Source organism: Dyella solisilvae (assembly GCF_003351225.1).
Lineage (GTDB): Bacteria > Pseudomonadota > Gammaproteobacteria > Xanthomonadales > Rhodanobacteraceae > Dyella > Dyella solisilvae.
This window is the reverse complement of the sequence record NZ_QQSY01000001.1, coordinates 144,174-157,862: the sequence shown is the minus strand read 5'-3', so window position 1 is coordinate 157,862 and position 13,689 is coordinate 144,174. Positions and strand designations below refer to the sequence as shown.

The 13,689-nt window shown below is 62.3% G+C and carries 12 protein-coding genes; 3 read left to right on the top strand and 9 right to left on the bottom strand.

The window, feature by feature from the left end:
• Positions 1-545: 545 nt before the first annotated feature.
• The 3 genes from DVT68_RS00640 to DVT68_RS00630 form a co-directional block, all read right to left on the bottom strand.
• Positions 546-1,271 (bottom strand): hypothetical protein, encoded by a 726-nt coding sequence (locus DVT68_RS00640; RefSeq protein WP_114823147.1) that lies wholly within the window; start codon positions 1,269-1,271, stop codon positions 546-548.
• 319 nt (positions 1,272-1,590) lie between these two features.
• Positions 1,591-2,979 (bottom strand): metal-dependent hydrolase family protein, encoded by a 1,389-nt coding sequence (locus tag DVT68_RS00635; RefSeq protein ID WP_114823146.1) that lies wholly within the window; start codon positions 2,977-2,979, stop codon positions 1,591-1,593.
• 192 nt (positions 2,980-3,171) lie between these two features.
• Positions 3,172-4,113: a LysR family transcriptional regulator gene (locus tag DVT68_RS00630; RefSeq protein WP_114823145.1), complete on the bottom strand. Its 942-nt coding sequence runs from the start codon at positions 4,111-4,113 to the stop codon at positions 3,172-3,174.
• Between the two features lie 99 nt (positions 4,114-4,212).
• On the opposite strand from DVT68_RS00630, the gene DVT68_RS00625 reads away from it, so the two are divergent.
• The 3 genes from DVT68_RS00625 to DVT68_RS00615 all read left to right on the top strand — a co-directional run bounded on the left by DVT68_RS00625 (position 4,213) and on the right by DVT68_RS00615 (position 6,147).
• A complete protein-coding gene (locus DVT68_RS00625) occupies positions 4,213-4,497 on the top strand; it encodes a DUF4242 domain-containing protein (protein WP_114823144.1) in 285 nt (94 codons plus the stop codon).
• 590 nt (positions 4,498-5,087) lie between these two features.
• Positions 5,088-5,696 carry a hypothetical protein gene (locus DVT68_RS00620; protein ID WP_147281649.1) on the top strand — a complete coding sequence of 203 codons (609 nt, stop codon included), beginning with the start codon at positions 5,088-5,090 and terminating at the stop codon, positions 5,694-5,696.
• Positions 5,697-5,841: 145 nt separating this feature from the next.
• Positions 5,842-6,147 carry a hypothetical protein gene (locus tag DVT68_RS00615; RefSeq protein WP_114823142.1) on the top strand — a complete coding sequence of 102 codons (306 nt, stop codon included), beginning with the start codon at positions 5,842-5,844 and terminating at the stop codon, positions 6,145-6,147.
• 29 nt (positions 6,148-6,176) lie between these two features.
• Here DVT68_RS00615 and DVT68_RS00610 read toward each other — a convergent pair whose 3' ends face one another.
• The 6 genes from DVT68_RS00610 to DVT68_RS00585 all read right to left on the bottom strand — a co-directional run bounded on the left by DVT68_RS00610 (position 6,177) and on the right by DVT68_RS00585 (position 13,654).
• Complete coding sequence (locus tag DVT68_RS00610) at positions 6,177-6,644, bottom strand: nuclear transport factor 2 family protein (RefSeq protein WP_114823141.1); 468 nt, start codon at positions 6,642-6,644, stop codon at positions 6,177-6,179.
• Between the two features lie 110 nt (positions 6,645-6,754).
• On the bottom strand, positions 6,755-8,521 hold the full coding sequence (locus tag DVT68_RS00605; RefSeq protein ID WP_233523304.1) for a retroviral-like aspartic protease family protein: 1,767 nt from the start codon (positions 8,519-8,521) through the stop codon (positions 6,755-6,757).
• A 292-nt stretch (positions 8,522-8,813) separates the two neighbouring features.
• Positions 8,814-10,826, bottom strand: coding sequence for a M61 family metallopeptidase (locus tag DVT68_RS00600; protein WP_114823140.1), 2,013 nt, complete (start codon positions 10,824-10,826; stop codon positions 8,814-8,816).
• Between the two features lie 158 nt (positions 10,827-10,984).
• Positions 10,985-11,959 (bottom strand): GlxA family transcriptional regulator, encoded by a 975-nt coding sequence (locus DVT68_RS00595; RefSeq protein WP_114823139.1) that lies wholly within the window; start codon positions 11,957-11,959, stop codon positions 10,985-10,987.
• A gap of 218 nt (positions 11,960-12,177) precedes the next feature.
• On the bottom strand, positions 12,178-13,143 hold the full coding sequence (locus DVT68_RS00590; RefSeq protein WP_114823138.1) for a universal stress protein: 966 nt from the start codon (positions 13,141-13,143) through the stop codon (positions 12,178-12,180).
• A 106-nt stretch (positions 13,144-13,249) separates the two neighbouring features.
• The gene (locus DVT68_RS00585; RefSeq protein ID WP_114823137.1) at positions 13,250-13,654 is read right to left on the bottom strand and encodes a cupin domain-containing protein; all 405 of its coding nucleotides are present in this window, start codon (positions 13,652-13,654) and stop codon (positions 13,250-13,252) included.
• Positions 13,655-13,689 lie beyond the last annotated feature (35 nt).

The following is a 13,689-nucleotide window of genomic DNA, read 5'->3' as shown; positions in this document are numbered from 1 at the left end:
GAGTCTGGCTTCGGTCAGGCTGGCCCGGCGAAATGTGGTTCACAGTTGTTACATGCAGCGAAGGCAATCGCCGCCCCGCGCTCTGATAACCGCGCAGATATAAGCCACGCATTCAATGCGTTGCCGCGGATATCAAAACGGCAAGCTCACTTTGAAGCCGATGTATCAAACCTGATACACCGATGCACACAAAAAGATAGCAACCTGAAACAGGTTCTTGAGCCACAAAGAAAATGTTGACGCGACCGGGCCCGAGACGGGTGCGGGGCAGGCCGAGCGGAATTTGGGTCGGTCGCGAAGGGTGGTGAACAAAAGTGGACGGATGTGGACAACTGAGTTGGCCGTCCAGCCGGCACGAAGGCAACAGCCGTCGCTCACAGGGCATGCTCCGTTGCAACTGGCTGCGTGCTCTGCGTGTGGAACATCTCGAAGCGGAGAACTTTCAGCTCCCGCACGCGACTGGCGTCCGTCGAGCCCGCCAGCGCCGGCGAGACATGGCGTTCGGAGTTTTGGCTACACAGGCGAGCAATTTGATGACTCGCCAATCACCTGTAGGCAAAACAGGTTGTCCGGGCATCCCACAGCTGCGGCGTGCTGACGATCGGGCGACCTTGCCCATCCATGCCCGACCAGAAACTCCCGACGGCCGCCACGGAACGGATCATTTCCCCTCGCTTCAATTGATCGGCCTGCCGGATATTGAGCACCACCGAGAGATTTCCCTCGCCGCGCTGCACGGTGATGTGAGGCGGGTCCGGCACGACGATGGGGTGTGAGCCACGGGGCTCGCTGCAACCGTCATCGGCAGGAAACGCCACGGCGCGAGCCACCAGGATCATGGAGTCGGCCGATTGCAGCCGGTAGTGGATCGTCAACGCAATGGTGTGCGCCATGTGCGGCGACAGGGCTGTCCCGGGCTTCGGCGTAATCGACGTCACTGTCGCGGAGTCGCCCGTGGGTGCTTTCGCGTCTCCCGAGCCTGTGGCGGGAGCACCAGTTGCCTCGTTTGCGACGGGCGCTGGACCGCTGGTTGTGCCGGGCGCCTGTGCGGAGTCGCTCTTTGGGGCAACGGGATCGCTGGCCGGAGCGTCCTTTTGAACGGTCTGGACGGTCGGGCTGGGCGCTGGATCCGATCTGCGAAACAGTCCAGCCTGATTGAGGCCAAGGACAAGGCCTGTGATGGCGGTAAGCAGGCCGGCAACGGCCGTGAGCACACCCGGCAAGGTCTGAAACCAGCTCCCACCCGACTGACTGTCGCTGCTCTTTGCCATGCGGCAACTCCTCGTTGCGTAGTCGGCCGTGGCCGCTATAACCGGGACCTGATCGCATCATCCCCGTGGACGGGGAGAACCGTCCCCCGCATTGTCGCTGCGACGCGCCGCCCGTGGCCTTACATCAAACGTTGTATGCCGGGCCCGCGCGCGCATGCTGGCTTTCAATCACGCCCGCAGAGAAAACCCGCCTGTCTGGCGGGTTCGTCGTGGCGGATCCACGAGAGGCTGCACAAAAGGGCAGGAACGTCGGACCTCTGTCGGACCTGTTCAACGAGCTCTTCGACTCGGGAATGCACGCTTGCATCCCGAAATGCGTTCACTTGGGCATCGTGTTCTTGAAGACGCGCCCGTCCTTCATGATGACCAGGAAGTTCTTCGCAGGGTCCTCGATGAGCTTGATGTCCTTCAACGGATCGCCGTCGACCAGCAGCAGGTCGGCGAGCGCGCCTTCCTCGACCACGCCCAGCTTGCCGCGATAGGGGCTGCGGTCGCCGGACAGCGCGAGGAGCTCGCCGTTGGCTCCAGTGGCCATGGCCAGCGTTTCGGCTGGCGTATACCAGCGGCTGAGGCCCACCAGCAGAGCGCCCTGGCGCTTGGCCAGGTCGGGCGAGAACAGAATGTCGGAGCCCCATGCGGTCTTGAGGTGATATTTCTTCGCGAGCTCGTAGGCGCGGTTGGTGCCTTCCATCACTTCAAGCATCTTCTTGGCCTGGTCGGAGCCGGGCGGGAAAATATGCGCAAACTCGTCGGGGAACGGCTGGATGCTGAGCCATGTGCCTTTTTCGGCCATGAGCTTCGCGGTTGCTTCGTCCATCAGTTGCCCGTGCTCGATGCACTGGACGCCCGCGAGAATCGCGCGCTGCATCGCCTCCGGGGTGTAAGCATGGGCGGCGACGTAGGTGCCGCGGTCGTTGGCTACACGCACAGCGGCTCGCAGTTCTTCCGGGGTGAAGGTGATGACGTCGATCGGACTGTGCGGCGAGGCGACGCCACCGCTCGCGGTCAGCTTGATCTGTGATGCGCCGAGCATCATCTGCTCGCGCGCACGGCGCGTCACCTCGTCGGGCGAGTCGGTGACCTTGGCCGCGCCGAGCTCCTCCATGCGCGTCAATGGCATCCCGTCAATTCGCGGCACTTCAAACATCTGACGGAAATCACCGTGGCCACCGGTGACGGTGAGGATGGCCCCTGACGGAAAAATACGTGGGCCCGGCAGCAGGCCTTCGTCGATGGCGCGCTTGAGGCCGAAGGACGGGCCGCCCATGTCGCGCACGGTGGTGAACCCGCGCATCAGGGTATCGGTGGCTTCGGCGCCGGCGACGAGCATGGTGTAGCCGACGTCGGAACTCAGCGCCTGCGCAGGCGTGGGCCGCACCAGCGTGGTGTGCCAGTGCGCATCGATCAGTCCCGGCATCAGCGTACGGCCGCCGCCATGGATGATCGTGGCGCCCGCGGTGGCGTCGGTGGGTATCGGCGTGGCCGAAATCTTCTCGATCCGGTTGCCTCGTACCAGCACGTTGGTCGGTGCTGACAGGGCGGATCCCTTGCCGTCGAAGACGCGGACGTTTTCGAACAGTACCTGCGACGGCGTTGACTGAGCTGGCGGACTCGCTCCGGGCGTGGGCCCCTGCGCCCATGCATTCACCGTACAGGCGATGGCCAGAATGCAGGCGACCAGACGGAACGTGACCCGGGGCTCATGCATGGCTCGATGCTCCTTGCAGAAGTGATCGAGCTAATAAAGTAGCCACCGTGACAGATGCGTGATCACGCGTCGACGCTTCCGTACAGCCGTTACCAGTGATCGAGCGTGCGGTGGCATCCACATTGGCGTTCGCCCGAAAAGAACGGTGTCAGACCGTCCCGTGGGCAAGGCCGTCGGCACCGAGCGGGTTAATCAGAGGGAACCATTCGCTGACCGCGTGAACTGCGAGAGCCAATCACGGGTGACCGTAGCCTGAGCCAGCAGCCAATCGCGAAAGCGCGTCACTTGCGGGCGGAGCAGGGCATCGGGGCGAAAACGTGCTTGAAAGACATGCTCTGTCCAGTGTCCGCTCGATACCGGAAACGGCAGACTGAGTGAGCCGTCACCGATGTCGGCAGCCAACAGCGCCAGGCCCGAGATCGTGAGACCCGCATTCGCGCGAACCGCCTCGAGCACGCCGCTGATGCGCTGGAAACGAATGCCGCGGTTGGGCGCTGTTCGCTTGAGTTGTTGTGCCTTGATCCAGGTGGACCAGTTCGGCGCGCTCGGATCCTCCTTGTAAAAATCCAGATGCAGCAGGGGGAAGCCCTCGAGACAATCGCGCAGGGCGAAGTTGGCCAGGCGGCGCGCGTTTTCCGGCGAGCTGATCGGCAACAGGAAGTCCCGAAAGAGTAGGTCATCGTTGGCATTGGCGCGCTGCCGACCAAAACTGATCTCGCAATCGACCTGGCCGATGCGCAACGGCACGTCACCCTCACCGTTGATGCAGAAGAGAACGTGCGGATACTCGGCCTTGAAGCTACCCATGCGGGGCTTCAGCCAAAGGTCGGCGAAGTCGGCCGTGGCCGCGATATGGATCTCGTCTCCGCGCTGCAGGTTCAGTATCGCGGAGACGGTGTCCAACTCCTGGAATGCAGCCCGCAAGTGCTCGAGCGCTCCGGAGAGTTCAGGGGTGGGGCGCAGGCCCGAACGACCACGCACCACCAGATCGACCCCCAGATATTCCTCAAGCGCCTTGATGCGCTGCCCGACCGCGGCGGGAGTTATCCAAAGGGCGTTCGCCGCCGCCTGCAGTGACCCCAGCCGCAAGGCCAATTCGAGCGCCTGCAAGGACTTGAGATGTGAAAGCGCCATACCACTAAGCTAAAGGTGATCTTTAGCTCTGGCAAGAACTCTTAGCTTTATTCTGGATCGCGACCAGCCGAAAATCGGCGCAACGGGAGGGCAAGGCTCATGGCGCACCTGAAGAGATACCTGATCGAGCGCGACATTCCTGGCGTTGGCGGCATGTCGATCCTGGAATTGTGCGGCGCCGCTCGCGCATCGAATCGCGCCATTGAGCAGCTTGGCGAGGGTATCCAGTGGCAACACAGCTATGTAGCGGGAGACAAGACCTTCTGCATCTACCTCGCCGCCGATGAGGAGCTGATCCGCAAGCATGCGGAACTCAGCGGGATCCCCATCACGCGCATCGTAGAAATTCCGCAGATCATCGACCCGCTGACCGCCAACAACTAACGGACCCGGCAGCTGCGCTGCCGAGGCGAAGAACCAAGAATCAATCCGCACTTAGATGGTTTGTTTCACTGTGTGCGACGCCTGTCCTGGTATTTCCTCTCATCGTTGTTGCCGGTGACGGCGCCGCTCCGTTGATCGACCAGATGCACACAGGAGGCGATCGATGAAGGCGATATAGGCCACGTTGCTTGGCGTCATCGCTGTGCCGGTCCTGGGTGGTGTTCGTATGGCAGGCGCGGGCGAGAGAATTCCGCAACTGGCGTCCCCGGTTACCTGATCGGCATGGCTAGAGCGCTACATCACGCGATTCATCGTGTTGATGGCAGAGCAGGTGAAGTAGTTCGACCTTCCTGCCCGGCTCAAACCGTAGTCATCCACGGCCTGTTTGCCTTCGCGCAAGTCTTCAGACTCAACCCATACATGTATTAGCCGAGGAACTGGCGATACCGATCGGTATCCGCCGTTGGCCCTGCTTATGCTGTTCGCGCGCACCGATACAACGGTGTGATGGGCTTCTGCGCGAGCACGTTATGCCTTCGACGTAAATGACCTGGACCGATGGGTGTCGCTCCCCGGCGGGAGTGACGGTCATGAACAAGGTCACGAATCATCTTCTTCTCTGCGTGGCGATGGCTGCCGGCAGTTTGTCCGTCCGCGCCACGCCAACAACTTTCAAAGGGCAGGCATGGGTTGTGGGCGCCTACGTCAGCGTTCCGGGCGAGCAACACGATGCCTTTGTGCTGCGCGTGGCAGAGGCGCTCAAGGCATGGACCGACCAAACCGGTACTGAGGCCTGTGGCTCGATCGCCCGCACGAACGATGGCGGCTACTACGTGCAACTGACCACGCTAAAGGCCCAGATGGTCTGCCTCCGCTCTACGGTCATGCCCGATGGCATGACCTATACGGGTGACGACATTCATTCACACGTGCACCGGCATCCCGGGAATGTGACCGTAACCTTCCAGGATGAGGCCGCGATGGATGAGGTGGGCGAGCAGGGGACGCTGGAGAACATGAGGCGACTGGGCATCCACACAGTTCATGTGGATTCCGTCGACTTCTCGGACGACGACTATGCCGGCGGGCCGGGTTATCTGGTGGTCAACGATACCCTGCGTTACCAGCATGGCCGCGGCACTTCGGTGAAGGTCGCTGACCTCAACCGGCCACGATCCATCTTTGGGCCACCCTGGTAAGGATTCGGCGGCGAGCTCCCGCGTTGGCGTCGGCGTGGGAGCGAAAGTTCGTGCACAAGCGCTGACCGTGCAAGAAGGCACTCGTCTGCCCGATTGCCCGTCTTCCCAGCGGCGCCGATCAGTACCCGCATTAGGAGGTCATCCCATGAAACGTCTGACTATTTCCATGCTTGTCGCCCTTGGCTTCGCCTGTATCGGGCAGGCCAGCGCCTCCATTGAAACCTACACCGTCAACATGGATGGTCATACGGTTGTCGGTTTCGTCGGAGCCACGCCGGCCGAAGTCGCCCAGGCAGAACGTCTGGCAAGGAACTGGGAAAACCAGCGTCACCTGATGCTTAAACCACCATCGATGAAGGCCGTTGCGATCCGCCAGTCGCCGAGCATCGCCCTGACGAAGGCTGAGCTTCGCCGCGCAATCGTGTCGGCCGCACTGACAAAGGAACCCTGAGACATCGTTCGCTTCCGTGTGACGGATCCTCAAAGTCCAAGTTCGCTAAGGCCCGGGTGGTCGTCCGGTCGGCGTCCCAGTGGCCAGTGGAACAGGCGCTCGCTTTGGGCGATGGGCTGGTCATTGATGCTGGCGTGTCGCTTGGTCATTTGGCCGTGGTCGTTGAATTCCCAATTCTCATTACCGTGGCTGCGGTACCAGTTGCCGGAATCGTCGTGGCATTCGTAGACGAAACGGACGGCGATACGGTTGCCAGCGAAAGTCCACAGCTCCTTGATCAGGCGATAGTCCAGTTCGCGGTTCCATTTGCGATGAAGAAAGGCCTTGACAGCATCACGACCGTCCACGAATTCCGCGCGGTTGCGCCAGTGCGTGTTGGGCGCATAGACCAGCGAAACCCTTTCGGGGTCGCGGCTATTCCACGCATCTTCTGCCAGGCGCACCTTCTGGATGGCCGTTTCGAGCGAAAACGGCGGGACGGGTTGGCGGATTTCCATGGAATACCTCGAGCTATGTGTGGGATGTGGCGTTTCACGTCGACTTTGGGTATCTGCGAAAGAGGGTGAAGCTCTGCAAATCATTCCATCCAATGGAAGGGGTTTCCCGCCTAAGGGCCTGAGACCTTCAAGCCATACTTGGTGGCGCGAGTGTCAATTTGCGGGTCAAGGGTGCGTGCGGCCACGAGATCGGCATTGCCCGCTTGCTGCTGGCCGCCGCGGATTTCCGCCAGTCCCAGGCCATAGTGGGTCCAGGCGGAACGCGGCTTTTGCACCAGGGCTTGCTCGTATGCCTTGATCGATTCGGGGTAGTGCCCCAGCCGCAGTTCGACCAGGCCGAGACTGTCGAGGTAGGCGGGGTTCTGTCCGTCGCGCTTGATCGCCTTATGACAATCCTTCAAGGCATCGTCGAGCATCTGATTGCTCAGTCCGCGCGCCCAGCATCGCTCGTTGAGTGCGGAACCAAGCATCGCATCATCGTTGTGCAGGCGAATCCAGTCGTCGAGCATGGGGAGCGCCGCACCCGGTTGATCGAGTTCGATGTAGAGAGAAGCAATCGCGCGGGCTTGGGATGACCCCGCCGGCGCCACCGTGCTTGCCGCCGCCGCATCGGATGCGGCGCCCGCGCGGTCCTTGTGCGCGAAGCGGAATTCGGCGCGCATCAGCAGTGCGTCGACGTTCTTGGGGTCCAGACTCAAGGCCTTGTCCAGATCCGAAAGCGCGGCGTCTGGCTCGATGTCCGCGGCGTGGGCCCTGGCGCGGGCGACATAGAAGGCGGCTTGATCGGGATCCAGACGGATGGCCTGATCCAGATCGGCGATGGCGGCCTTCGGTTCACCGCGCGACAGGTGTGCCTCACCGGAAAATGCATATTCAGTGGCGGTCTTTGGCGCGGTTCCATTCTCACCCGCCGCACCGCCGGAGTCGGATTTGTCGCCGTCGGATGGAGCTGTCGCGAACGTAAAGACGCGCCCGCCGTTGTAGGTGAAGAAAACCTTCCTGATGCTGTTGGCGATGAACATGCGATGGGCGAGGAGGAAATCCACGCCAAGCAGCATGTCGGTGTCGTCGCCGATCCTGCCGTCAAGGACCTGCATCTGGCTGTTCCGGATGGTTTCCGAGCCGACGGAGAACGAATCCACCTTCACCGTCCAAGTCTTGACCGGCTTGGAGCCAACGCCAGTGCTGATACTGCCGCCCCTGGCGTCGGGCGCATTGAGGTTGATGCCGGCGCGCTCGGCGGCGTCTCGAGTCAGCAGGGTGGCGGATGCGCCCGAATCGATCACCGCGCGTACTTTCCGACCATTGATCAGGACGTTGATGAACGTGCGGCGATCGTAAGGACTGTCGAACGGCGCAATGTCGGCGACGTTGTAGTTGCCATCCTTGGACCAATAAGCCAGCGACGCATTCGCGCAGTGATCCGCCTGGAACAGCGTCAGCTTCCCATGCGCCAGGTCGATTTCCAGATCGGCGTAGTCAAGCAGATTCGCGCCAAGGAATCCGTTGCCGGCATCGGTGCCGCCCACGATGAAGGCGACATTCTTGAGTGTCGTATCGAGGATGCCGAATTCCTTGACGTGCGCCTGCTGGACGTATACGTCACCACCGATGCCTCTGAGCCGGTATCCGAAGGGCGCAGGTTCCAGCTTGAGCCCAAGCGCCGACGCGTTGGCGCTCGACATGGTGTTGAAGGAGGCGCCGGTATCGAGAATGAAGCGTGTGTTGGCGCCGTTGATCTTCACCATGGTCGTGGCGCGATTACCGACCATTTCCACGGGCAACGTGCCGAAATCCTTCAGGCGGCAGCCGTCAGCCCAGGCGTGACCTGCAACCAAAGCGGCTATCCCAATGCAGAAGAAACGCAATGTGCTCATGACGCGCCTGTATGCCGTGGTCACAGGTCCTGGCGACGATGCGTGCTGCAATGATCATAGCGCCGCCGGGCCAAGCGGATGTCTGTCGGCTGGACAACGTCCATCGTGGGCCGCCAGTGGACATGACGGTTGGCCGGTCGGCGCCCTCCGTCCGGCGCCTGGCGGGCCAGCTTGAACGAACCTTGGACGAGTCTACCCGGCGCGAATCCCATCGAGGCTCCGTGCATGGCCGCGGCGAAGCGAGGTTGTGGCCAACGAGGCGTTGGAATAGCCAAGTTGAGCTGGGCAAGCTTCAGCGCGCCTTGAGCAGGTCCGAGAGCCTGTCGGGTGTCCCGTCGATGCGTTCGAGATGGGGGTATCTCAGCCCGCCGTGGTAGTCGATCGCCACAGTGCGCGGGTTTCCTCCCATTTTGACGCTCAGACTGATGGGCTTTGAGGGAGAGGACTGGACGGCGCCGATCAGAGCACGCGTCGAAAAGGCTTCCCCACCTACGTCGGTAATCCGCACGCCGGGCGACAGACCGGCCTGGAACGCCGGGCTGTCCCATTGAACGGATTGAATGCGGCCATCCTCCCCAACCTGAAGGCCGATCGAGTCATCGAGATTGATGGCCCCGGCTCCCTTCTCGTCCTGAAGGAATGTCTCCGTGGGGGTGTCGTTAAAGGTGAGCTTCCACCCCGCGCGGGCGAGGCCGGCAATCGCGTCCTCGGTACTGTGGCTAAGGAGATGACGGTTCAGAAAGGCCGCCCAATCATCCGGACTGACCTGGTTGAGGGCGTCACAGACATTCTGGAAGGTATAGGTTTTCGTTGATCGAGTGCTGTCCGTGGCGAAAAAGAGGCGGGCGAAATCGTCGAGACTGCGTTTGCCGTGGCTCAGTTCACGCAACCGTGCGTCGACATCGAGCCACAGCAACACCCCTTCGGGGTAATAGTCTTCCCGGCGCTGCCAGTCGCGCCACGCGATATGACGCTTTGCCATGTAGATCGCATCGTTGGTGCTGTCCTGCAGATCTTTCCAGCGTCGACCGGAGCGGCGAGCGACGTTGGCTGCATCCATCGCAAGCTTGTCGAGGGTCTGCTGGTGATCGCGCAGGCCGGCGCGCGCCGCCATCATGCGTCCCCAGAATTCAGTCTGGCCCTCATAGACCCAGAGCAGTGATCCATCGACCGGTCGGTTGAAGGTCGGCGACCACAGGTTCGCCGGCTCTCGCCATAAACCATTCCACACGTGGGCGTATTCGTGCGCGATCAGGTCGCGATTGTTGAGTTGTTCCGCGGCGCGGGTGAAGTACGCGGCGGGAAGATTGTTTTCTCCTTCCTCCAGATGTTCGACTCCGCCACCGCCGCCGTCGGGAGACAGCACGTCGCTGAGGGTGACCATGATGTCGTAGTGGCGATATGGCGCCGTGCCGAACGTCTTCTGGCTCTGAAGAATGAGCCGTTTGGTCAGCTCAATCTCCGATGGACGAATGGCGAGGTCTTCCTTGGCGTCGGCCAGCATGTCCAGCGCCACCGGCTTGGCGGCGTCTCCGTTGAGAAGGATCCGGCGCGTAAATCGGCCGGCATAAACGGGGGCGTCAACCAAACGGTCCAGCATCACTGGCTGAAAGCGCAGCTCGTCCGTGTCGTTGGTTTCGAAAGCCAGCGCCGTGTAGGGCGTTAGTCCGCGTGGGAGCGTGAGCGTGGCGGTCACGGGAATATTCCGCACATACCAGCCCGCCGGGTAAAGCAACACGCGATGCCAGGGAACCATCGCCATGTCAGGTCGCAAGAGATTCGCGGAGGCCGGGGCCAGAAACTGGAAATCCAGCGTGATTGAACTCGCTCCGTTTGGAACCTTGACGTGAAAGGCGTGCATGTCGACAGGATCGCGCGCCCATTCAGCAGGCTTGCCATCGACCTGCACTATCAAACCGGCCAGTTCCGCCACCGTCGCGGTCGGGGCGTGGCTGGCCGTTTCCCATTCCGGATAGAGCAGGACCGTGTCGCCTGGCGTCTGGACAGGGATCGTTTCGTGGACGGAATAGATCTGGTGATCGGTGTCGGTCGCATTGACCGCCAGTTGGATCGTGCCACGAAAGGGCGCGTCCATAGGAGTGGGCAGCGCCGGAGGCAGTGGCGTGGCGATCGGCCCCGCACCGACCTGTGCGATGGCGCTGCACGTCATCAATGCAGAAAGCATCGCAGCCGCAACAACGGTGCGCAGGGAGAAGCGATCTCCTCTCTCGAGGAAACGTCTGGCTTGACCGACGCGCACAAGGAAAGCGCTGATCTTTCGAGCCTGGACAGCAGGTTCAGTCATGAGTGTTTCCCGCGTGGAGGAATACCGCCATCCGAAGGAGTTCCGGGGGAGCTGACGCCGAGCATTCGCAGCCGACCGGGCGGTGCCATGATCTACGCTCTGGGTCGAAAGCAGTAATCATTGCCCCGGATCGATGTGTCGGCCGCCTGGCCGTCCATTCAGGCCACGCGTGAAGCCACGTCCACCGTCGCCCCCGCATCCGGCTCGGCCGCATGACGGCGCATCGCCTGCGGTGGCTGCCCGAACGCCCGGACGAAGGCCCGCCGCATCCGCTCCCGGTCAGCAAACCCCACTTCGCGAGCGATCACCTCAATGGGATGGCGCGTCTGCTCCATCATCAGGCGCGCCGCTTCCACGCGCAGGTGCTCCACCGCCTTGGCGGGTGACTGTCCGGTCTCGGCGGTAAACGCGCGGCTGAACTGGCGCGGGCTGAGGCTCGCGGCAGCCGCCAGTTCCTCGACGGAGAGGGTGGAACGCAGGTGGCTCTTGGCGTAGGTCAGCGCGTTCTGGATGCGGTCCGATTTGGGCTCGAGTTCGAGCAGCGCCGAGAACTGCGACTGGCCGCCGGTCCGCCGATGGTAGATGACCAGCTTTTGCGCCACCTGTCGCGCCACCTCGCTGCCCAGGTCCTTCTCCACCATGGCGAGGGCCAGGTCGATGCCCGCACTCATGCCGGCGGACGTCCAGATGTCACCGTCGATGATGAAGATGCGGTCTTCCTCGACCGTCACTGCGGCATGTTCTTGCTTGAGTCGCTGGGCCACCAGCCAGTGCGTGGTGGCGCGACGCCCGTCGAGCAGGCCCGCCTGTGCAAGCAGGAATGCGCCCGTGCAGATGGCCGCCACGCGCCGCGACCGGCGGGGTGATTTGCGAACGATATCCAGCAACGACGCGCTGACCGCGGGAACGCCCACGCCACCGCCGATGAGCAAGGTATCGAAGCGTTGCCTGCCGATGGCTTCGGTCTGGATGGGGGCGCCAAGGGAGCTCGCGATGGGCCCGCCGGATTCGGAGACGACATGGACCTCATAGTTGGTCCGTCGCAGCGTGAGGTTCGCGAACTCGAAGACCGACGCTGCGGCCAGCGACATGATCTGAAAGCCCGGGTAGACCAGGAAACCGATGCGCTGCATGGGGCGCCTCTCGCATGGCATAAAAGGTGGCAGCCGGGTTATTTAAGTCCAATGGGGCCGTGCGCGCAACCGGCGGCCCGCCACGGCTCCTTGGCGCTTATGGAAGGGCGATGGCGGAGAGTGGAATAGGGAAGCTCGATGCATCCCCTGCGCTTTGTGCGACGAGGCCCATGCGCGACGCAGTACCGATCGCCCTGGCCGAAGATTGGCGCGTGAATTCAGTGGCGCATGAAGACCGGCAGGTTGAGGTTCTCCAGCACCCCGCGGGTGGCTCCGCCAAAGATCCACTCCGAAATGCGCGTGTGACCATAGGCGCCCATCACAAGCAGGTCTGCCTTGGCCTTGTTCGCCGCTTCCAGCAACAGGTCGTCGGCGGCATCCGCGGATTCGGACAGCAGGACGCTCTCGCTGGCGACGCCATTGTCCGCCAGGTACTTCGTCAGGTCGAAGGGCGGCCGCCAAGGCCCCAGGCTGGCAGGTGGGCGCTGCTGGCCGTGGAGGATCGTGACCTTGCGCGCGCGCTTCAGGAAATGCCGAGCCGCATGGACAGCTCCGATGGCCTCGCGGGATCCGTTCCAGGCGATGGCGATGCAGTCCAGCGATGTTGCGTCGGCATCGTCGTCCGGCACGACGATGCATGGCATGTCCGTGCCAAGGACGATGCTGCCTACGCTTGACGCGGAGCCCCACGGTGAGTGTGGCGTGCGCCCGAGCACCAGTACGTCATGCCAGCAGCCAGCCAGCTGAAGCGCGCGCACGACCTCTTCCTCCGCCACTTGCCAGGATGCCCGGGTCGCGCCGTGGGCTTGGGCGAAGGCTTCAAAGGAGGGCGCTGCGTCAATTGCCTGCTGCTCCAGTTGCCGCAGCGCCTCGATCTGCTCCGCCATGAGTCTCGGCATTTCGTAGGGAGACAACATGACGCTGGGGATGGGGCACGTGTAGATGCCGGTGAGTCGACTTTCGAAGGAAGCGGCCAAACGGGCGGCATAGCCGAGGCTGGCTGGCCAGCGCGTGTGGTTTTCACAAAACGCCAGTACGTCGAACATGACTGAAACCTCGCGGCGGATGCTTCCCGAAGTTTGAGGTCGAAGACGGCTAAACGCCGGCAAGCGTAATCGATGAGGCCCCGAATAGACAGGATATGCCGTGTAACACGGATGAATGCCAAGCGTCGATGCGCGCATTCGGCCCGGTGTCCTGACGTCCGTCGTTTTCGATACCCCATGCGTTATTGCGCCCCTGCCGAACAAAGGACCGCGACGCAGCCACGCATGGCGGGCCCAGGCTCGATTACTTCACCAGTTCGACCAGTGGCTTTCCCTTCGGCACGACGTAGGTGGCAAGTTCGGCCGCATTCGTGTGGCCAACGTTCTTCGCGTTATGAACCACGCCAGCGGGGATAAACAATACGTCGCCGGTCCGGAGTGTGGCGGGCGGGCTGCCTTCGAGCTGATATTCCAGCGTGCCCTCGATGACGTAGATGATTTCTTCGCCTGGGTGCTTGTGATTCGGCGCGGCTTTCCCGGGGTCTATATCGACTCGCAACTGCACTTCTTCCCATCCCGGCATGCTCAGGTCATGGCGGGACAGCTCCTGGCGATGGGTACCCTCAAGCTGTTGCGCCTGGGCTGTGTGTGGCGAAAACGCGTATGCGACGCCGAGTAGCGCCACGGCTGCAACGATTGTGGCCTTCATGTGAGTTTCCTCGTTGACATGGGTTGATACGTTGT